This window comes from Azospirillum formosense, from assembly GCF_013340925.1.
Lineage (GTDB): Bacteria > Pseudomonadota > Alphaproteobacteria > Azospirillales > Azospirillaceae > Azospirillum > Azospirillum formosense.
In genome coordinates this window covers 1-20,050 of record NZ_WHOR01000096.1, presented here as the reverse complement: position 1 = coordinate 20,050, position 20,050 = coordinate 1, and the positions used below count along the sequence as shown (strand labels likewise).

The window sequence follows — 20,050 nt, the reverse complement described above, 5'->3', positions numbered from 1 at the left end:
AATCGGATCTCTCCGGCCTGACCGTCCTGGTCGGCCTGCCGGACACGGAGGAGCGTCGGATCGTCGCCCGCTATCTGGAAGCCGCCGGGGCGCGCGTGCTGGCCGCCGGACAACCGGACGCGCTGGCCGAACAGGCCCGCATGGCCCAAACGGAACGCGGCGCGCTGAACGTCGTGGTGGTGGACGAGGCGCTGCACACCCCCGCCGCCGCCCAGGCGCCGCAATTGCTGGGCCGCCGCGTCGGGGAAGCGCAGGTGCCGACCGTGCTGCTCCAGGACCCCACCACCATCGGTAGCCGCCTCGCCGACGGGTCGGTCCCGGTGAGCCGACCGGTCCGCCGTACGCCCCTGGTGCGCGCCGTGGCGGTGGCCGCCCGGCGCGCCCTGACGGACGCCACGCCCTGCGAAGGCCCGCCGCCCGCCGCCCCCTGCGCACCGGCCCCGCTGAGTCCGGAGCGCGTCATCGCCGAGGCCGAGGCCCTCGGGCGGTTGATCCTGGTGGCGGAGGACAACGCCATCAACCGGAAGGTCCTGCAGATGCAGCTCACCTCGCTCGGCCACACGGCGGAACTGACCAACGGCGGGGCGGAGGCCCTGGCCGCGCTGGAGCGGCGGCGCTACGCCCTGCTGCTGACCGACGTCCAGATGCCCGAGGTGGACGGGTTCGAACTGACCCGCCGCATCCGCGCGGCGGAGCACACAACCGGCGCCCATCTGCCGATCATCGCCCTGACCGCCAACGCCGCCCCGGCGGACATCGAGAGCTACCGCGCGGCCGGCATGGACGAGGCGCTGAGCAAGCCGTTGGATCTGGCAAAGCTCGACGCCGCGCTGTCCCGCTTCCTGCCGCCCGTGGCGGCGGCCCCTGTGGTGCCGCCACGCGGCTCGCCATCGTCTGGGACGCCGCCGGCCAACCCGCTCCCGGTCAGTCCGCCTCCGATCAACGTGGATGTGCTGCGCCGGCTCTGTGGCGACGACCGGGCGCTGATGGACGAGTTGCTGAACGACTTCGTCGTCGTCGGCCGCCACATCGCGGACGAGGTCGCCGACGCCGTCGCCGCGCGGAACGGAACGGTGATCCGCGCCGGCGCCCACAATCTGAAGGGCTGCTCCCGCAACGCCGGGGCGGCACCGCTCGGCGACGCCGCGCAGGCGCTGGAGCAGGCGGTGATTCAGGACGCCCCCTGGGAGCGGGTGACCGCGCTGGCCGCGGCGCTGGAACAGGCGATGCGGGAGGTCGAACGCTTCATCAGCACGGCATTGCCCCCCTGAACACCCTGTCGAACGTCCTTTGTCCGTTCGAACCGGCGTCCGATTGGGGTATCGTCCCCGCGACCCGCCACGCCGCGAGACGCGCATGAACCGCCGCCAGTTCTCCAGCCTGCTGCTTTCCCTGCCGGTGCTTCCCTACGCCGCCCCGACCGCCGCGCAGGAGAAGGTTCCCGCCCTGGGGGAGGAGCTGACCCCCTTCGGCGCGGTGCGCGGGGCCAGCCGGACACGGGCCATCCCGCCCTGGAAGGGCGGGCTGACCCAAGCCCCCGACGGCTGGAAGCCGGGCTCCCACCTGCCCGATCCCTATGACGAGGATGGGCGCTGGTTCAGCGTGGGACCGGCGGATCTGGACCGCTACAAGGTTCGCCTGTCCGCCGGCCTCCAGGCGATGCTGACCAAATATCCGTCCTTCGAGATCCCGGTCTTCCCCAGCCGCCGCAGCGCCGCCGCCCCTCAACGCGTCTACGACGAATCGATCGAGAACGCCAGGCGCGCCAGGCTGGGTGAGAACGGTCTGGCGCTGAGCGGGGCGCGGGTGGGCGTGCCCTTCCCCATTCCGGCCAACGGCGTGCAGGCGATGTGGAACCACATCCTGCGCTGGCGCGGCACGTCCTTCAGCCGCACCGGCGCCACCGTCCTGCCGGAGGCCGGCGGCATCCATACCGCGGCGGTCTACCGCGAGGATTGGCAATCCAGCTACGCCGCGGGAATCGACGGCGGGCGTCCCTTCCATTACCGGCGCACCACCGTGATGCCCAAGGCGGAGGCCGGGACCACCCTTCTGCTGCACGGCACGCTGAACCCGATCCAGGCCGGTTTCGCCGCCTGGTTCCGGCAGGGAGAATCCGGCAAGCCCGTCCGCGCGCCCGACTTCGTCTACGACACGCCGGACCCGGCCAGCGGCGGCATCCGCACCGCCGACATGCTGGACATGTTCAGCGGCCCGCTGGATCGTTTCGATTTCGCCCTGGTGACGCGGCGGGAAATGTATGTGCCCTACAACACGAGCCGGCTCAACACGCCCGGTCTGGCGCCGGTGGATTTCCTGTGGTTGGGCCACCCCAACCCGCAGTTCCTGCGCTACGAGATGCACCGGGTGTGGATCGTCGAGGCGCGGCTGAAATCCGGCTTCCGCCACGCCCTGCCGGAACGCACCTATTATCTGGACGAGGATTCCTGGCAGATCGTCATGGCCGACCATTACGACGCCAAGGGCGATCTGGTCCGCTACGCGGAGGCGCACGGGATCGCCTATCCCCAGGTACCCGTCTTCGCACCGGCCTTGGAGATCACCTACGACCTCACGGGCGACCGCTATGTGGTGAACGGCCTCGACAACCAGCTCGCCCCGCCGGACTTCGCCAAGCCCCTGCGGCCCGAGGACTTCGCCCCCGACACGCTGGAGCGCAAGCGGCGGCCCTGGTGAGACGGGTGGAGGACGGCGGTCAATGCCGGACCGGACTGGCCACCCACTGGCTGACGATGGTTTCCGCCTGGAAGGGCGGGGTTTCCGGATGGTGGTAGCGGAAGACGGTCACCGCCGCTTCCAGCGCGTAGCGCTCCGGCTGGCCGCAGTCGCACAGGCCGGCGTAGCAGCGCTGGACCGCGTCGCGGCAATTCAGGCTCACCGTCGGGTAGGGGTCGATCGTCAGCCAGCGCATGCTCTTCATCGACGCTCCCCGCCTTCCCCAGAGTTGCCGTCCAGCGCGTCGCCACCGTCGACGGAAACACCGTCGAGCGGAACGCCGTAGATTTCCAGCCGGTGACCGACGATGCGGTAGCCCAGCTCCCGCGCGATGCGCTCCTTCAGCGCCTCCAGCTCGGGGCTGGCGAATTCGATGATCCGCCCGCTGCGCGTGTCGATCAGGTGATGGTGATGGTCGGTGGACGCTTCCTCATAGCGGGCGCGGCCGTCGCCAAGATCCACCTTCTCGATCACCTGCGCGTCTTCCAGGAGGCGCATGGTGCGGTAGACCGTGGCGATGGAGATCCGTGGGTCGATCAGCACGGCGCGGCGATGGACCTCCTCCACGTCGGGGTGGTCCTCCGACTCCGACAGGACCTGGGAAATGACCCGGCGCTGGCCGGTCATCTTCAGCCCCTTCTCCAGGCACAAGGATTCGAGACGCGACGTCATTGCCCCACCGCCTTTGCCATCCGTTCCGGCGCCGTCTCCCGCGATCCGGGGCGCCATGCTGCAGCGCCGATCATAATACTGAAATTCATTCGCAATCCTATACCCCGTTTTTTTATCCGGGAATTCACGCGGCAAAATGCCTCACCCACCGCCGCAGCACGCCCCACCACCCCCACCGTCCTCCGGAATCGTCGCCCGTCCCAGGGACATTTCCGGTCCGGAACAGGGCCAAGGTCCTTGTTTGCTTGCCAAAAGCCCCCCCACCGCCTATGTGTGTCCGGTCGATTTTGCTTTGGGGCTGCCGGCTCCTCGTCGTCCCGGTACCGGCGCCGCTAGCGCCTTCCCACGGTGAATTGATGGCTCCGCGCACTCCCGCGGCGGAGCGCCCCAAGCCACGCCGCCCCGGCAATGTCCGGGCACGGCTCAGGTGCAGCCTCTGTTCACGTGACCAGGACCCTCCCCGTATGACCGAATTCAGTGGCCTCGGCCTGATCGAGCCCCTTCTGCGCGCCGTCGCCGAAGAGGGTTACCAGACCGCCACGCCGATCCAGGCCGGCGCCATCCCCGTTCTTCTGGAGGGCCGCGACGTACTCGGCCTCGCCCAGACCGGCACCGGCAAGACCGCCGCCTTCACCCTGCCGATCCTGCAGCGGCTGTTCCAGAACAAGAAGCGCGTGCAGGCCAAGGCGCCGCGCACGCTGATCCTGACGCCGACGCGCGAGCTGGCTCTGCAGATCGGCGAGAGCTTCCGCACCTACGGCCGGCACCTGCCGATCCGCCGCACGGTGATCCACGGCGGCGTCGGGCAGAGCCCGCAGGTCGCGGCACTCGCCCGCGGCACCGACGTGCTGGTGGCGACGCCGGGCCGCCTGCTCGACCTGATGGCCCAGAAGCAGTGCGTGCTCGACCAGATCGAGATCTTCGTCCTGGACGAGGCCGACCGCATGCTCGACATGGGCTTCATCCGCGACGTGCGGAAGGTGGTCGCGGTGCTGCCGAAGCAGCGCCAGACCCTGCTGTTCTCCGCCACCATGCCGGAGGCCGTGGTCGAGCTGGCGCACAGCATCCTGACCGACGCCGAGCGGATCGAGGTGGCGCCCCAGTCCACCACCGTGGAGCGCATCGCCCAGCGTGTGCTGTTCGTCGAGCGCGCCGACAAGCGCCGCCTGCTCGCCGACCTGCTCCAGGACGGCGCGATGGAGCGGACGATCGTCTTCGCCCGCACCAAGCACGGCGCCGACCGCATCGCCGACCATCTGAAGAAGGCCGGCGTCCCGGCCGACGCGATCCACGGCGACAAGTCGCAGTCGGCCCGCGTGCGCGCCCTGGAATCCTTCCGCAGCGGCGACCTGAAGGCGCTGGTGGCGACCGACATCGCGGCGCGCGGCATCGACATCGACGGCATCACGCACGTCATCAACTTCGACCTGCCGAACGAGCCGGAAAGCTACGTCCACCGCATCGGCCGCACCGCCCGCGCCGGCACCGACGGCAGCGCGGTGTCCTTCTGCGATGCGGAGGAGGTGGCCTATCTGAAGGCCATCGAGAAGACCATCCGCCAGCCGGTCCCGGCCGACCACGACCACCCCTACCACGCGTCGGTGGTGGCGGCGATCCACGCCTCTTCGGCCAAGCCGCCGAAGCCGGCGCCCAAGCAGCCCCGTCCGGGCCGCGGCCAGCCGCAGCAGCAGCCGGGCGGCGGCAAGCCGCAGGGCCAGAGGGCTCAGGCGCCGAAGGCCCAGGGCGCGAAGCCGCAGCCGCAGCAGGGCGCGCGGGTTGCCGGCGCCACCGGCGACCAGCCGCTGAAGGCCAAGGTGTCGGCCAACCAGCAGAACCGCCACAACCGCCGCCCCGCCCCGCACGGCGGCCAGCCGGGCGGGAACAAGCGGTCCGCGGCCTGAGTCTAAGCAGCCTGTGCCTGTTGGGCGCGCGGCGGGATCACCGCCCGCCGCGCACCGCCCGATTCGCCCCGGCCTGCTCGTCGATCACCGCTCCGCGCGTCGGCGCCGCACCGCTGTCTCCGTAGCGCTGGACCTGAACGCCCCCGCCGAGTTGCTTGGCGATGGCCGCGGCGATCACGTCCCGTCGCTGCGCATCGGGCAGAGAGGCGGTCTGCCGCTCCAGCGCCGTCCAGTCGAGCCGCGACGCGAGCCCGTTGCTCATCTGCGTCTGGCCGTCCCGCCAGACGGCGGCGACGACCTGACCGCCCTGCCGGAACACGGTGTGGGCCTGCACGGCGCGGCTGCGCGCCGCGACCGCCGGGTCCACGGCGTTCGGGTCCGCCGCGATCCTCATCTGCTGCTGGAAGGCGGAATCGCCGCCCCCGACCCGCGCCATCATCTCCGGCGTGGCCTTGGTCGCCCCCGAAAAGCGGGTGACCCCGCCACCGTTCAGCGTGTACGCGCCGGACGGGCCATATCCCGTCGCGGAAACGGTCAGGCTGCTCATGGACCATCTCCTGGTTGATCGAATACCCCACTTCGGCAACGTCCTGCCAAGCAGCTTTCATGCCACCTCCGGATGCACGCGATCACAGGCGCTCGCGACGGCGGAAGGGGAAGCATGATCATCCTGCCGGGGCCGAATCTTCCCAGCGGGATGAAGGAAATGCCGATGGCGTCGAACCATTTCCTTGCCCAGCACAGAAAAGCCGCCGCGATGGCCGCGGCGGCTTTGCCGTTTCGAGACGATCGGCCGGTCAGAGCAGCGTCGTCAGATTGAAGGCGTAGGAGTCCGAGCTGTACAGATACTCGACGGTGTTGTTGCCGCCGAGATAGAAGTCCTGGATGATCACGCCGTCGTTCAGATAGCCGTCGCTGAAATCGGCCACGCTGGAGATCCACAGGTCGTTGCTTCCCGACGGGCGGAAGAAGGCGAGGTTGGCCATTGTCACATCGGTGAAGTACACGACGTCGGCCGTGCCGCCGCCGTAACCCGGCATTCCCGCTTCCGACTTGTCGTCGTTGATGAGATCGACGCCGCCGTTCGCCGAATGATAGTAGACGTCGTTCCCCGCCCCGCCATACAGCGTGTCGTCGCCGGCTTCGCCCAGCAGGTGATCGTTCCCCGCGCTGGCCAGAAGGCTGTCGCTCCCGTTGCCGCCGTACAGCGTGTCGTTGCCGTCGTCGCCGACCAGAATGTCGTTCCCATTGAAGCCGTAGAGTAGATCGTGTCCGCTCCCGCCCTGGATCACGTCGGGATAGCTGCTGCCATACACGGTGTCGTTGCCGGCGCCCGCCGCGGAGCCGTTGGCGGTCTCGTACGGCCCGGGGACCAATCCCCGCAGATCGATCACTTCGGACGCGGACGTTCCATTGATGACGCTCATGTCGAATCCCCACTTATTTTATGCATTTTCGAATGAATGCCCGGAAAGTTTGCTTGCCCAGCCGACCGCGCGGCGTTCACCGGATCGGTCGATCATGGTTTCCGAACAGAGGTTCCCCACCTGCGCTCGCCCCTGCACACAACAGCATGCGGTTGAAGACAAGCGAAGAAACACCCTCAAAGCGAGACTTGCCACGAAGAAAACAAACAGTCAACAGCGATGAAATACACACGAAAGCATTATCTTCATTACTTATCTATCTAATCAAAAACAAAACAGCAACGGAAGCGTCGGAATATACAGGCCCCCTAAGCCCGCCATCCGCATTTCTATTGATACACGAACAGAGTGAGGGAAAGGCTGCGGCTGGACAGAAAAAGGCCCTCCACCCGGTGAGGAGGAGGGCCAACCTTCCTTTGAAGGACACACCGTCACCGCGCGACCGTCACCGCGCGAAAATCTGCCCCATGTCCTGGAAGCTCTTGAACTCCAGTGCGTTCCCGCTCGGATCGAGGAAGAACATGGTGGCCTGCTCGCCGGCCTGACCCTTGAAGCGGATCTGCGGCTCGATGAGGAATCGCACGCCTTCGGCCGTCAGCTTGTCGGCCAGCGCGTGCCAGTCGTCCCACTCCAGGATCACGCCGAAGTGGCTGGCCGGCACGTCCTCGCCATCGACCGGGTTGGTGGCGCGGGTCCCGGCCTCCTCGGTCACATGCGCCACCACCTGATGGCCGTAGAGGTCGAAGTCGATCCAACGGTCGGATTCCCGCCCCACTCCGCAGCCGAGCAGGCCGGCGTAGAAGGCGCGCGCCTCCTCCTTGTCGCGGACGGGAAAGGCGAGGTGGAAGGGCGGAACGGGTTTGCGGTCGGTTGCGCTCATGCTCGTCGGGGCCTTCGCCCCCTCCCTGCCGGTGGTTGCCCGAGCAGTCTACGCGGGCAATCACCGGCTGTCCCGGGATCGAACAGGTGCGTCCCCTCCCCGTTCGGCAAAGAGTCAGGCGATCCCTTCCGCCGCCAGCGCCGCAGCCACCGCCGGGCGCCCGGCGACGCGGGCCATGTAGGCGGTGATGTTCGGATAGCCGTCCAGCGGCAGGCCGACCCGCGGCGCCCAGCGCAGCACCGTGAAGCCATAGGCGTCGGCCACCGTGAAGCGGTCGCCCGTCAGGTAGTCCTTGCCGGCCAGCTCGCTCTCCACCACCGTGAGTTTGGCCGTCAGCGTCTGCTTGGCGATGTCCTTGTAGGCGTCCGGCGTGGTCGGGCGGAACAGCGGGCTGAAGGTCTTGTGCAGCTCCGTGCCGATGAAGTTCAGCCACTCCAGCACGCGGTAGCGCTCCATCGTCCCGACGGCGGGCAGCAGGCCGGTCTCCGGCACACGGTCGGCGACATACTGCACGATCGCCGCGCCCTCGGTCAGGATGGCGCCGTCGTCGAAGGCCAGCGTCGGCACCTGGCCCTTCGGGTTGACGGCCAGGAAATCGCTGCCGTCCTCCAGCTTTTTGGCGGCGAGGTCGACGGCCGCGACGTCGAAGGCCAGGCCGCTTTCGCGCAGGACGATGTGCGGCGACAGCGAGCAGGCGCCCGGCTTCAGGTAGAGCTTCATGACGTTTCTTATCCTTGTTTTCGGCGGGACATGACGGATCGACAGTGGGACACGCGCCACGGGCGATTGCAACCGCCCCACCTCGTTCAATCCGACAAACGCCGTCCGCTCTCCGAGTCGAACAGGTGCAGGGCGTCGGATGGCGCGCCGACGCGCAGGGTTTCGCCCTCGCGACAGAACGGCAGGCCGGCGACTCGGACCACCATCCCCTCCCCGTCCGGCAGGCGGCCGTAGACCACCGTGTCGGCGCCCAGCGCTTCCACCAGATCGACCGTGACGATCAGCGGCCCGTCGCCGGACGTGACGGCCAGATGCTCCGGCCGCACGCCCAGCTTGACCGGCCGCCCGGCCATGTCGGGCCGCGGGCGCGGCAGGAGGAAAGCGGTGCCGCCGGGCAGCGCCACCGCTTGCCCGCCGGCGTCGAAGCGCGCGTCCAGCACGTTCATCGGCGGCGACCCGATGAAGCCCGCCACGAACAGGCTGGCCGGGCGCTGGTAGACCTCCAGCGGCGTGCCGACCTGCTCGGCCACCCCGTGATTCATGACCAGGATGCGATCGGCGAGCGTCATCGCCTCCACCTGATCGTGCGTCACGTAGAGGCTGGTGATGCCCAGCCGGTCCTGGAGCCGCTTGATCTCGACGCGCATCTGGGTGCGCAGCTTGGCGTCCAGGTTGGACAGCGGCTCGTCGAACAGGAAGGCGGCGGGCTCGCGAACGATGGCGCGGCCCATGGCGACGCGCTGGCGCTGCCCGCCGGAAAGCTGGCTGGGCCGGCGGTCGAGGAAGCGGCCAAGCTCCAGGATCTCCGCGGCCTTGGCGACGCGCGCCTGGATCTCCGCCTTGGGCAGGCCGCGGATCTTCAGCCCGTAGGCCATGTTGTCGAACACGCTCATGTGCGGGTAGAGCGCGTAGTTCTGGAACACCATGGCGATGTCGCGGTCCTTGGGCTCCAGCCCGTTGACCACCCGCCCGCCGATGGCGATCTCGCCGCCGGTGATGCTCTCCAGCCCGGCGACCATGCGCAGCAGCGTGGACTTGCCGCAGCCCGAGGGGCCGAGCAGCACGAGGAACTCCCCATCCGCGACGCTGATGTCGATGCCCTTGATGGCCTCGATGGCGCCGTAGGACTTGCGGACCCGATTCAGATCGACCGTTGCCATTTCTTATTTCTCGCTGTCCACAAGGCCTTTGACGAACCAGCGCTGCATCAGCACGACCACCGCCACCGGCGGCAGCATGGCCAGCACCGTCGTCGCCATGATGAGGTTCCAGTCGGTCGCGGCCTCGCCGTTGCCGATCATCTTGGTGATGCCGATGACCACCGTCTCCATCTCCGCGCTGTTGGTGATCAGCAGCGGCCACAGGTATTGGTTCCAGCCGTAGATGAAGAGGATGACGAACAGCGCCGCGATGTTGGTGCGCGACAGGGGCAGCACCACGTCCACGAAGAAGCGCAGCGCCCCCGCCCCGTCGATCTTCGCGGCTTCGATCAGCTCGTCCGGGATGGTCAGGAAGAACTGCCGGAACAGCAGCGTCGCCGTCGCCGAGGCGATCAGCGGGATGGTCAGACCGGCGTAGCTGTCGATCAACCCGAGATTGGCCACCACCTCGTAGGTCGGGATGATGCGCACCTCCACCGGCAGCATCAGCGTGATGAAGATCATCCAGAAGAAGACCATGCGCAGCGGGAAGCGGAAGAAGGCCACCGCGTAGGCCGAGATGATCGAGATGGCGATCTTGCCCAGCGCGATGACCAGCGCCATGACGAGGCTGTTCCACATCATGATGCGCACGGGCGTGTGCATGACGCGGTTGCCCTGCGATTCGCTCCAGGCCGAGGCGTAGTTGTTCAGCATCTCCCCGCCCGGCGTCAGCGGCAGGTTGCCGCGCCCGATGGTGGCGGCGTCCCAGGTCGAGCCGATGACCGTCACGTAGATCGGGAAGGCGAAGATCAGGACGCCCAGCATCAGGATCAGGTGCGGAACCATGTCCATCAGGCGCCCGCCGGAGCGCGGGGTGTCGCGGTCGGGGGTCATGAGTAATGCACCTTGCGCTCGACGAAGCGGAACTGGATGGCGGTCAGCGCGATCACGATGACCATCAGGATCACCGACTGCGCCGAGGAGCCGCCCAGGTCGTGGTTGACCACGCCGTCCTGGTAGACGCGGAAGATCAGCGTCTCGGTCGCCTTGCCCGGCCCGCCGTGGGTCAGGGCGTGGATCGTGCCGAAGGTCTCGAAGAAGGCGTAGACGATGTTCACCACCAGCAGGAAGAAGGTGGTCGGCGACAGTAGCGGAAAGGTGATCGTCCAGAAGCGGCGCACCGCCCCCGCCCCGTCGATGCTCGCCGCCTCCAGCACGGAGCGCGGGATGGCCTGCAGCCCGGCCAGGAAGAAGATGAAATTGTAGGAGACCTGTTTCCAGCTCGCCGCCAGGATGACCATGGTCAGCGCCTGCCCGTCGTTTAGCCGGTAGTCCCAGGCGTAGCCGAGGTTGTTCAGCGCGCGGCCCAGGATGCCGATGTCCGGGTTGAAGATGAACATCCACAGCACCGCCGCCACCGCGGGCGCCAGCGCGTAGGGCCAGATCAGCAGCGTCTTGTAGGCCGCCGCCGCCCTAATCTTCGCATCGGCCAGCACCGCCAGCCCCAGCGCGGAAGCCAGCGACAGGAGGGTCACCGACGCGCTGAAGACGATGGTGGTCTTGACCGTCTCCAGATAGTTCGGGTCGCTCAGCACCGCCTGGAAATTCTCCAGCCCGACGAACTGGCTGCGCAGCCCGAAGGCGTCCTGGAGATGCACCGACTGCCACAGCGCCTGCGCCGCCGGCCAGATGAAGAAGATCAGGGTCACCGCCACCTGCGGCGCCAGCAGCAGGTAGGGCAGCGCCTTGTTGTCGAAAATCACGCGACGTTGCATGGAACCCTTCGATTGCTCCCGGTTCTTCCAGCCCTCCCCCTCTCCCCCGCAGGAGAGAGGGGACGGACCACGGAACCACTCAGTTCTTGTTGGCGCGCTCGAAGTTGCGCAGGACCGTGTCGCCGCGCTTCACCGCGTTGTCCAGCGCCTGCTGGGCGGTCTGCTGGCCCTGGAACGCCTTCTCCATCTCCTCCTGGATGATGTTGCGGATTTCCGGCAGGTTGCCCAGCCGCAGCCCCATGGTGTTCTCCGTGGTGGCGGTGCGGGTGAGCTGCTCCGCCGGCACCTCGGCGCCGGGGTTCTTGTCGTAGAAGCCTTCCTTCTTGGCCAGCTCGAAGCCCTGGAGCGTCACCGGGACGTAGCCGGTGTCCATGTGCCACTTGGCGTCCACCTCCGGACGGGCGAGGTGGCTGAAGAAGGCGGCCACGGCCTTGTACTCGTCAGCGGTGCGCTTGGGCGAGGTCATCACCCAGAAGGCGGCGCCGCCGATGATCGAGTTCTTCGGCGACGAGATGGCGTCCGGCCAGTAGGGCAGCGGCGCGGCGCCCCAGTTGAACTTGGCCTCCTTGACAATGCGCCCGCGCAGGCCCGACGAGGCCTGGATCATCGCGCATTCGCCCGACGGGAACAGCGAGTCCGCGGCGTTGTCGCGACCGCCGTAGCGCAGCGCGCCTTCCTTCTGCAGGTCGATCAGCGTCTGGAGATGCTTCACGAAGAACGGGTCGTTGATCTTCAGCTTGGCGTTCAGCCCGCCGAAGCCGTTGGCCTCCGACGCGAAGGGCTTGTCGTGGAGCGCGCCGACCTGCTCGAACTGCGTCCAGGTCGGCCAGGAGAAGGTCATCGGGCAGGTCACGCCCGCGGCCTTCAGCTTGCGCGCCGCGTCGGCCACCTCCGGCCAGGTCGCCGGCGGCTTGTTGGGGTCGAGGCCGGCCTTCTGGAAGGCGTCCTTGTTGTAGAAGGTGATGGTGGTGGAGCTGTTGAACGGCAGGGCCATCATCTTGCCGTCCTTGGAGCTGTAATAGCCCCGGACCGCCGGGATGTAGGCCGCGGCGTCGAGGCCCGACCCCGTCTCGCTCATCAGCTGGTGCACCGGCTTGATGGCCGGGCCGGCGGACAGCATGGTGGCGGTGCCGACCTCGAACATCTGCACGACGTGCGGGGCGTTGCCGGCGCGGAAGGCGGCGATGGCCGCCTGCATCGTCTCCGGATAGCTGCCCTTGAAGGTCGGGTTGACCTGGACCTTGTCCTGGCTGTCGTTGAAGCCCTTCACCACCTGCTCGAGCTGGCCGCCGAGCGGCTGGGGCAGGCCGTGCCAGAATTCGATGACGGTTTTCTGCTGGGCGTAAGCGGCGCCGGTGAAACCGGCGGCGAGCGCGAAGACGGCCGTCGAGACGGCGAGCTTGCGGCGGGTCAGCATGGTGGTCTCTCCCTGGAACCAAGCGATTGCGTGATGTGCTGACATGCAGGGCGCGGGTTGCGGTCCCGCGACGGTCTTGTGAAGATTTGGTGACGTGTCCGGAACACGCGCGCAGGGGCGCGCCGCATCCGCTCCTCGCGGTTGCAACGTCGGTCCTGCGTAAGGCATGGAACGGGACTCAGGGCGGTGACGGGTGCTGCGCCGGCATCGATGGTTTTCCTCCCCGCATGTGTGTTTCTTTTTTGCAAGCCTTAAGGATAGAGAGGAAGGCTGTCAATCAGCCGTACGTATCAGTACGGACTATCACCCTTACGTCATCTCTCGGGGTGCCATGTTTGGGCGAGCGCCCACGGCGCGGCGTCGTCCCGGCACAGGGACCCGGCGAGTTGCGACAGGCTGTCGCCCATCAGGCCGGAGGAGCGCAGCAGGCAGTAGGAGCGGCTCGGCGCCGACAGATAGAGCGACGCCGTCGGGGGAGCGACCGGCGGCGCGGGGTACAGCGCGGCGGGCGGCGGGCAGTAATAGGGCTGCGCACCGGGGTTGTAGCCGGGCACCAGCCGGTCCAGGCCGGGCCGCGGTCCGAAAACGCAGCCGCGCTGGTCCCACTCCAGACTCGTCGTCTGCGCAGCAGTGGGCAGGACCACGAAAGCGGCCATCATCATCCCCGCCAGACAACCGGCCAGCCGGCACCTTGCTTTGCGATGCATGCTTCCCTCCGATCCCAGGCCGCGCCCGTGCCGCACCCAGACAGGACGCCGGGGCCGGCGGGCCATGAACGGCCCCGGCCTTCGGAGGAAGTATGCGCGCTCCATCGACGCCCGGCGCGGCGCCGATGGACGGGTCGGCAAGCGCAAGCGAGGACGGCGCTCTCTGTTCGTTCGATAAAATGGGGGGAAAGCGGTTCCCCGCTGCGTTACGCCGCGCTGCTGTTCTCGACCGGCAGTTCCGCGGCGCTCGCCGCCGCCAGCGGGACGTCCACCGCGAAGACCGAGCCCTTCCCAGGCACCGAGCGCAGCGAGACCGGCAAGCCCAGCAGCGTCGCGAGACGCCGCACGATGGCAAGGCCGAGCCCCAGCCCATGCCGGCGGTCGCGGTTCGGGTTGCCGAGCTGGCGGAAGTCGTCGAAGATCGCCGACTGGTCGGCGGGGGCTATGCCGAGGCCGGTGTCCCACACCTCGATGCGCAACGCGCCGCCGCGCCGCCGCGCCGCCAGCAGCACGCCGCCCGACTCGGTGAAGCGCAGGGCGTTGGACAGGATCGGGCGCAGAAGCTGCTCCAGCAGAACCGGGTCGGTGCTCACCTGCGCATCCGCGGGGCGGACATTGAAGCGCAGGGCCTTGGCGTCGGCCTCAGGCGCGAACTCGTTGAGCAGGCGGCCCAGCGTCTCGTCGATGGGGAAGGTCTGCTCCTGCATCCGGACCAGCCCGGCCTCCAGCTTCGACACGTCCAGCAGGGCGCGCAGCAGCCCCTCCGCCGCCTCGATCGACATTTCCAGCTTCTCGCCGAGATCGCGCGCGCCGGGATCGGTCAGGCGGCCCATCAGCAGATGGTGGAACAGGTGCATGGCCTGGAAGGGCTGGCGGAGGTCGTGGCTGGCCGCCGACAGGAAGCGCCCGATGGCGGTGCGTCCCGTCTCGGCCTCCTGGCGGACCCGCTCGGTCTCGGCCTTCGCCCGCTCGGCCTCGGCGCGGGCGGCGGCCAGAGCGGCGGCGTTGGTGTCGGCGATGGCGGCAACCGCGGTGACGATCCCGTCCGCGTCGCGCACCGGGCTCAGCACCATTTCGCCGCGGGGCAGCAGGCCGAAGGCCGACACCGGGGTCCCGGTGAGGACGACACGGCGGACCTGCGCCTCCACCTGGGACACGATGGCCGCCGGAACGCCCAGTTCGGTCAGCCCCTTGCCGTCCGCCTCCTCCGGCAGGCGGCCGAAGGCCGCGGCAAAAGCCTGGTTGACCACGAGAAGCCGAGCGTCCAGCCCAAGCAGAGCGTGAGCGGCGCCGTTGGCGGAGACCAGAGCCTCAAGCCAGATCGCACGATCAGTCATATGACCTTCGGTTGAGTTCTTCTGGGTATACTCGACCACAACTTCACCGCAAAAACTGAGATTACAGCATACTTATCCGACCACTTGGGCATCGGAGTCAAATATCACATGCAAAACTCACTTGGGACAAATTCCGTTTGAATGTGAAGGACAACGCCCCCATTGGCCCAGGCCGGCTGCGCAGGCTATAAGTCAGGTATGCTCTTCCGCCGCAAATCCCAGCCCTCCAAAACCCAGTCTCCACGTCCCAAGGCCCCGCGCGCCCTGGCGGTCGCCGGCCTGCCCGTGCCGCTGGAGCTGCGGGAAAGCGCCCGCGCCCGCCGGATGACCCTGCGGGTGGACGCCGGGCGTGGGCTGATCCAGGTGGTGATCCCGGTGGGCGTCCCGGAAGCCGAGGCGCTGCGCTTCGTCGGGCGGCACGACGGCTGGGTCCGGGCGCGGTTGGCCGCCCTGCCGCCGCAGCTTCCCTTCACCCACGGGGCGGTGGTGCCCTATCTCGGCATCGACCACGTCATCCGGCACAGCCCGGACCTGCGCGGGGCGACCCGGCGCGCGGACGGCGCGATCCTGGTCGGCGGCCGGGCGGAGCATGTCGCCCGCCGGGTGCGCGACTTCCTGATGGCCGAGGCGCGGCGGGAACTGGCCGAGCGGTCGCGCGCCAAGGCCGCGCTGATCGGCGCGCGGGTCGCCGCCGTCACCGTGCGCGACACCAAGAGCCGCTGGGGAAGCTGCTCGGCCACCGGCCGCCTCTCCTTCTCCTGGCGGCTGATCCTGACGCCGGAGTCCGTGCTCGATTACGTGGTGGGGCACGAGGTGGCGCATCTGCGCGAGATGAACCACTCCCAGCGCTTCTGGACGCTGTGCGCGCAGCTGACCGGCGACGTGCGCACGCCCCGCCTCTGGCTGAAGGCCAACGGCGCCCGGCTGCTGCGGTACGGCGAAGGGGACGAGAATGCCTAGCCTTTGTCAGCGATACGATATCGCAATTTCTCAGAAATAAATTTGCATACGATTGTTCTGCTAAAACTTTTTAGAATATTTCACGTGAATCTTCTGGCATGACGCGCTAAGTTTGGACAGCATCCTATTTGAGTTGGGCGCACCACTGAGAGGTGGCGTGAGTGGATCAGCATTACCCAACTCATGATTCGCGAAACGCATTAGACCACGGCACGCGCCCAAAGCAGCTGTGGGAGCAACGGACGGCGCCAATGATCATCACGAACAGCCAAGGCTTGTCGGAAAGCCAGAAGCAAAAAGTCAAAAAGCCATACGCAAGCAATAGCGGCAAGCCCATAGACTTTAAAGCTGCCGCTCGCAAAGCGGATGCCTTTTTCGAGGCCAATCCCGATCTTCTAAAAGATACGGCTGAGCTTCTGAACGAATCTAACTAGAACGAGCAGACGAAGCTCACCCCTCAGGCATCACAAAGGCGCCCCCATTTTGGGCGCCTTTTCTTGACTGTACAAGAAAATGATCGAACTGATAAAGTCAATCGTGCCGAAAATCGAAACCTCTTTCGGTTGCGTTATTGAAGTTGACGCGCAGGTTCTTGAAGAGGCAAAAATACGAGCCGCAGAAACACTTATCCATATCAATATGGATAGCCCAAATGAGATTAAGCAGGCCGGCCACTATGCGTTTTGGATCAGAAAGCTAAAGCCAATTCGCATCATTAACCTTGCTGAACTTCGATCAGCAGTTGATCATTTATCACAGCAGGGTTTAATTCGAGGAAAAATTGAAGAGATCCAGTGCTCTGCCAAACCACAGCAAGCCTGGATGTTTGTCAATGAACTCTTCGCGGTCCTCGCCGCTCTAGCTATTGCGAAAACAGGCGGATACGACGTTCAGATCGATAAGAGATCGTTGCACGATCTAGCAACCACCATGCGATACCATTCCTTCTCTCCGGGCGCCCTTGTGGCCGTTCTGTGGGCAAAGGTGAAAACCTGAAGCCCCGTCCTGATTCTCTGACCGTCCGCGTGCTGCTGACGGCGCTCGTCGCCTTCGGCCCGCTCTCCACCGACCTCTACCTGCCGTCCCTGCCCACCCTGGTCAGCGTGTTCGACACCGACATCGCCACGGTGCAGCTGACTCTTTCGGTCTTCCTTGCCGGCTTCGCGGTGTCGCAGCTCGTCTACGGGCCGGTGTCCGACCGCTTCGGGCGGCGGCCCGCCCTGCTCGGCGGCATCTTCATTTATCTGGTGGCGAGTGCCGCCTGCGCGCTGACCGACGACATCGAGACGCTGATCGTCGCCCGCTTCCTCCAGGCGCTGGGCGCATGCTGCGGCCCGGTGGTGGCGCGGGCGGTGGTGCGCGACGTCTTCGGGCGCGACCGGGCGGCCACCGTGCTGGCCTACATGGCGATGGCGATGACGCTGGCCCCCGCCGCCGGCCCGATCCTGGGCGGCGTCCTGACGGAGTGGTTCGGCTGGCGGAGCAACTTCCTGCTGCTGACCGGCTTCGCCGCGCTGATCCTGGCCGCCACCTGGACCCTGATGGGCGAGACCAACGCCAACCGCGACGAGACGGCGCTCCAGCCCGGCCGGCTGCTCGCCAACTACGCGCTGCTGCTGCGCGACCGCGGCTTCGTCGGGCAGATGCTGACGGTGGCCTTCGCCTACAGCGGCATCTTCGCCTTCATTTCCGGCTCCAGCTTCGTGCTGATCGGGCGGCTGCACCTGACGCCCGCTCAGTTCGGGGGAAGCTTCGGCGCGGTGGTTCTGGGCTACGCGGTGGGCTCCTTCCTAGCCGGGCGGCTGAGCGCGCGGCTGGGCGAGCCGCGGATGATCCGCACCGGCACGGCGGTGTCGCTGGCCGGCGGGCTGCTTGGGGTGGGGCTGGCGCTGGGCGGAGTGATGCATCTGGCGGCGGTGGTGGGTCCCGTCTTTCTTTTCATGCTCGGCGCCGGGCTGACCCTGCCCAACGCCATGGCCGGGGCGGTCGGCCCCTACCCGATGATGGCCGGGCTGGCCTCTTCGCTGGTCGGCTTCGTGCAGATGACCGTGGCGGCGCTGATCGGCGTGGTGCTCGGCCACAGCCACGCCGACAGCCAGCTTCCCATGATGACGGCGATCGGGCTGGTCGCGCTGGGCGGCGCGCTGGCCCACCGGCTCCTCGTCAGTCCTCGTCCTTGACGGAGTCCGGCATCCAGCGCAGGGCGTAGGAGAAGACGATGGTGACGGCGAGGCAGAGGACCAGCGCCATCCCCGCCAGCACGTAGAAGCCGGCCCCGCAGGCGATGCCCAGCGCGCCGGCCATCCAGATCACCGCCGCGGTGGTCGCCCCGCGCACCGTGGTCCCGGCGCGGAACATCACCCCGGCGCTGATGAAGCCGATGGCCTGGGCGATGCCCTGGATGACGCGGGTCGGGTCCATGTCGCCCCCGCCGCTTCCCTTCCCGGCCATGCCCCAATAGAGCTCCAGCGCAACCAGCGTGGTCACCGCCGCGCTGATGGCCACCAACGTGTGGGTGCGCAGCCCCGCCGCCTTGCCCCGGATCTCGCGGTCGAGTCCCAGCGCCGCCCCGCAAACCGCCGCCGCGGCCAGCCGGGCTGCCATGTCCCAGACCGGAATGGCCGTACTCAAGTCCATGTTATTCCTCCCTATTTTTACCTTTGCGTAACGCTTGCTACTTTTTTGCGCCCGGTCGCATTTTTCACTTTAAAAGGCGGCCGGTTCGATCTATGTAACCGCAACTCGCAAGCGCACGTGCCGCTGGCCCGCCCCTCGTCCTTTTCGAGATGTGGTTATGCAACGACGTAACGCGTGATCCCCGACCGTCCCTTAAGCAAGGCGGCGTCTTGGAGGTTACGATGGTTCATGTTGTTGTGGGTGGGCGCCGGCTCACCCGTCTCCGACTCTTTCCGGTTCTGTCCCGTTCGGCTCTTCCCCGCAAGGCGACACGGCAGTCCAGTATGGGCGGCCTGAGCGCCTGACCGTCTTTTCTTTCTGACCGGTCAGCAGCGCGCGGCCGCTCCGCCCCTGCTTTTTCACAATTCGTCCGACACCTTCATCTTGCGTCCGGGAGACTGAGATGACCGATAAGATTGCGCGCTTTTTCGAAGAGCAGCGTCCGCAGACCCCGTGCCTCGTCGTCGATCTGGACGTCGTGGAAGCGAACTACCACGACCTGGAGGAAGCGCTCCCGGACGCCAAGATCTTCTACGCCGTGAAGGCCAATCCGGCGCCGGAGATCCTCGGCCTGCTGACCCGTCTGGGCTCCGCCTTCGACACCGCCAGCGTCCCGGAAATCCAGATGGTGCTGGCTGCCGGCTGCGCGCCGGAGCGCATCTCCTACGGCAACACCATCAAGAAGGAAGCGGACATCCGCCGCGCCTTCGAGCTGGGCGTGCGCCTGTTCGCCTTCGACAGCGAGGCGGAGCTTGAGAAGATCGCCCGCGCCGCCCCCGGCGCCCGAGTCTTCTGCCGCATCCTGACCTCCGGCGAGGGCGCCGAGTGGCCGCTGTCGCGCAAGTTCGGCTGCGACCTCGCCATGGCGCGGGAGCTGTTGCTGAAGGCCAAGGGCATGAACGTCGTTCCCTACGGCGTGTCCTTCCATGTCGGCTCGCAGCAGAAGGACCTGATGCAGTGGGACCACGCCATCTTCCAGGTGGCGCAGCTGTTCCGCGAGCTTGAGGTGCTGGGCGTCGACCTCGGCATGATCAACCTGGGCGGCGGCTTCCCGACCCGCTACCGCACCGACGTGCCGGAGACCACCGCCTACGGCCAGGCCATCTTCGAGTCCCTGCGCACCCACTTCGGCAACCGCCTGCCGGAAGCCATCGTGGAGCCGGGCCGCAGCATGGTCGGCAACGCCGGCATCATCGAGAGCGAGGTCGTCCTCGTCTCCCGCAAGTCGGCCAACGACGTGAAGCGCTGGGTCTATCTGGACATCGGCAAGTTCAGCGGTCTCGCCGAGACGATGGACGAGGCGATCCAGTACCCGATCCAGGTGATGGGCGACGACGGGGAAGGCGACAGCGAGGCGGTCGTGCTGGCCGGCCCGACCTGCGACAGCGCCGACGTGCTCTACGAGCGCGCCGAGTACAAGCTGCCGATGGACCTGAAGGCCGGCGACCGCGTGCGCATCCACGCCACGGGCGCCTACACGACGACCTACTCGGCGGTCTGCTTCAACGGCTTCGCCCCGCTCCAGCAGATCTGCATCTGATCGGGCGAAGGTTCGGCTGAGAAAAAAGCCCCTCTTCCTTCGGGAGGAGGGGCCTTTTTCATGTCCAGCTTCTGCTGCCCCCTCCCTAACCCTCCCCCTCTTCGAGGTGGAGGGGACTGGCCGCCGCTTCGCAGAAGGCACCCTCTCCCTCGCAGAGGGG

The 20,050-nt window shown here is 67.3% G+C and carries 22 protein-coding genes; 9 read left to right on the top strand and 13 right to left on the bottom strand.

Going from position 1 to position 20,050, the window contains the following annotated elements; translation table 11 throughout:
- Together GBZ26_RS14435 and GBZ26_RS14430 are read left to right on the top strand one after the other, a co-directional pair.
- A partial coding sequence (locus GBZ26_RS14435; RefSeq protein WP_174439431.1) for a response regulator occupies positions 1–1,271 on the top strand: 1,271 nt, incomplete at its 5' end.
- A gap of 85 nt (positions 1,272–1,356) precedes the next feature.
- The gene (locus GBZ26_RS14430) at positions 1,357–2,697 is read left to right on the top strand and encodes a DUF1329 domain-containing protein (protein ID WP_174439430.1); all 1,341 of its coding nucleotides are present in this window, start codon (positions 1,357–1,359) and stop codon (positions 2,695–2,697) included.
- A 19-nt stretch (positions 2,698–2,716) separates the two neighbouring features.
- On the opposite strand, the gene GBZ26_RS14425 is transcribed toward GBZ26_RS14430, so the two are convergent.
- Positions 2,717–2,941 (bottom strand): hypothetical protein, encoded by a 225-nt coding sequence (locus GBZ26_RS14425; RefSeq protein WP_174439429.1) that lies wholly within the window; start codon positions 2,939–2,941, stop codon positions 2,717–2,719.
- Positions 2,938–3,408: a Fur family transcriptional regulator gene (locus GBZ26_RS14420; RefSeq protein ID WP_246653659.1), complete on the bottom strand. Its 471-nt coding sequence runs from the start codon at positions 3,406–3,408 to the stop codon at positions 2,938–2,940. Before GBZ26_RS14420 ends, GBZ26_RS14425 begins: the two co-directional genes overlap by 4 nt.
- A 464-nt stretch (positions 3,409–3,872) precedes the next feature.
- Between GBZ26_RS14420 and GBZ26_RS14415 the strand changes: the two genes are divergently transcribed.
- Entirely contained in the window at positions 3,873–5,309 is a 1,437-nt protein-coding gene (locus tag GBZ26_RS14415; protein WP_174439428.1) for a DEAD/DEAH box helicase, read from the top strand.
- Between the two features lie 37 nt (positions 5,310–5,346).
- Here the strand turns inward: GBZ26_RS14415 and GBZ26_RS14410 are convergent, their stop codons facing one another.
- A complete protein-coding gene (locus GBZ26_RS14410; protein WP_174439427.1) occupies positions 5,347–5,856 on the bottom strand; it encodes a hypothetical protein in 510 nt (169 codons plus the stop codon).
- 114 nt (positions 5,857–5,970) lie between these two features.
- Here GBZ26_RS14410 and GBZ26_RS14405 point away from each other — a divergent pair, with 114 nt between their 5' ends.
- Complete coding sequence (locus GBZ26_RS14405) at positions 5,971–6,129, top strand: hypothetical protein (RefSeq protein WP_174439426.1); 159 nt, start codon at positions 5,971–5,973, stop codon at positions 6,127–6,129.
- On the opposite strand, the gene GBZ26_RS30660 is transcribed toward GBZ26_RS14405, so the two are convergent.
- From GBZ26_RS30660 to GBZ26_RS14360, 9 genes are all read right to left on the bottom strand, one after another.
- Positions 6,107–6,736, bottom strand: coding sequence for a calcium-binding protein (locus GBZ26_RS30660; RefSeq protein WP_174439425.1), 630 nt, complete (start codon positions 6,734–6,736; stop codon positions 6,107–6,109). The genes GBZ26_RS14405 and GBZ26_RS30660 overlap by 23 nt on opposite strands.
- A 445-nt stretch (positions 6,737–7,181) precedes the next feature.
- Complete coding sequence (locus tag GBZ26_RS14395) at positions 7,182–7,616, bottom strand: VOC family protein (RefSeq protein ID WP_174439424.1); 435 nt, start codon at positions 7,614–7,616, stop codon at positions 7,182–7,184.
- Positions 7,617–7,730: 114 nt separating this feature from the next.
- Positions 7,731–8,336, bottom strand: a complete 606-nt coding sequence (gene gstA, locus GBZ26_RS14390) for a glutathione transferase GstA (protein ID WP_174439423.1) — start codon at positions 8,334–8,336, stop codon at positions 7,731–7,733.
- 86 nt (positions 8,337–8,422) lie between these two features.
- Positions 8,423–9,496, bottom strand: a complete 1,074-nt coding sequence (locus GBZ26_RS14385; protein ID WP_174439422.1) for a sn-glycerol-3-phosphate import ATP-binding protein UgpC — start codon at positions 9,494–9,496, stop codon at positions 8,423–8,425.
- A 3-nt stretch (positions 9,497–9,499) separates the two neighbouring features.
- The gene (gene ugpE, locus GBZ26_RS14380; RefSeq protein ID WP_174439421.1) at positions 9,500–10,372 is read right to left on the bottom strand and encodes a sn-glycerol-3-phosphate ABC transporter permease UgpE; all 873 of its coding nucleotides are present in this window, start codon (positions 10,370–10,372) and stop codon (positions 9,500–9,502) included.
- Positions 10,369–11,253: a sn-glycerol-3-phosphate ABC transporter permease UgpA gene (gene ugpA, locus GBZ26_RS14375; RefSeq protein ID WP_174439420.1), complete on the bottom strand. Its 885-nt coding sequence runs from the start codon at positions 11,251–11,253 to the stop codon at positions 10,369–10,371. Before ugpA ends, ugpE begins: the two co-directional genes overlap by 4 nt.
- A 79-nt stretch (positions 11,254–11,332) precedes the next feature.
- Entirely contained in the window at positions 11,333–12,670 is a 1,338-nt protein-coding gene (gene ugpB, locus GBZ26_RS14370) for a sn-glycerol-3-phosphate ABC transporter substrate-binding protein UgpB (protein ID WP_174439419.1), read from the bottom strand.
- 314 nt (positions 12,671–12,984) lie between these two features.
- Positions 12,985–13,377, bottom strand: coding sequence for a hypothetical protein (locus tag GBZ26_RS14365; protein WP_174439418.1), 393 nt, complete (start codon positions 13,375–13,377; stop codon positions 12,985–12,987).
- 206 nt (positions 13,378–13,583) lie between these two features.
- Positions 13,584–14,714, bottom strand: coding sequence for a sensor histidine kinase (locus GBZ26_RS14360; RefSeq protein WP_174439417.1), 1,131 nt, complete (start codon positions 14,712–14,714; stop codon positions 13,584–13,586).
- 198 nt (positions 14,715–14,912) lie between these two features.
- Here GBZ26_RS14360 and GBZ26_RS14355 point away from each other — a divergent pair, with 198 nt between their 5' ends.
- The 4 genes from GBZ26_RS14355 (at position 14,913) to GBZ26_RS14340 (ending at position 17,854) form a co-directional block, all read left to right on the top strand.
- Entirely contained in the window at positions 14,913–15,674 is a 762-nt protein-coding gene (locus GBZ26_RS14355) for a M48 family metallopeptidase (RefSeq protein WP_174439416.1), read from the top strand.
- A gap of 251 nt (positions 15,675–15,925) precedes the next feature.
- Entirely contained in the window at positions 15,926–16,108 is a 183-nt protein-coding gene (locus GBZ26_RS14350) for a hypothetical protein (protein WP_174439415.1), read from the top strand.
- A gap of 79 nt (positions 16,109–16,187) precedes the next feature.
- Positions 16,188–16,670, top strand: coding sequence for a hypothetical protein (locus tag GBZ26_RS14345; RefSeq protein WP_174439414.1), 483 nt, complete (start codon positions 16,188–16,190; stop codon positions 16,668–16,670).
- 29 nt (positions 16,671–16,699) lie between these two features.
- A complete protein-coding gene (locus GBZ26_RS14340; protein ID WP_343207225.1) occupies positions 16,700–17,854 on the top strand; it encodes a multidrug effflux MFS transporter in 1,155 nt (384 codons plus the stop codon).
- Here the strand turns inward: GBZ26_RS14340 and GBZ26_RS14335 are convergent.
- A complete protein-coding gene (locus tag GBZ26_RS14335; RefSeq protein ID WP_174439413.1) occupies positions 17,838–18,311 on the bottom strand; it encodes an MgtC/SapB family protein in 474 nt (157 codons plus the stop codon). The two genes, GBZ26_RS14340 and GBZ26_RS14335, sit on opposite strands and share 17 nt — an antisense overlap.
- Before the next feature lie 442 nt (positions 18,312–18,753).
- On the opposite strand from GBZ26_RS14335, the gene GBZ26_RS14330 reads away from it, so the two are divergent.
- Positions 18,754–19,890 (top strand): type III PLP-dependent enzyme, encoded by a 1,137-nt coding sequence (locus tag GBZ26_RS14330; protein ID WP_014238560.1) that lies wholly within the window; start codon positions 18,754–18,756, stop codon positions 19,888–19,890.
- Positions 19,891–20,050: the final 160 nt, after the last annotated feature.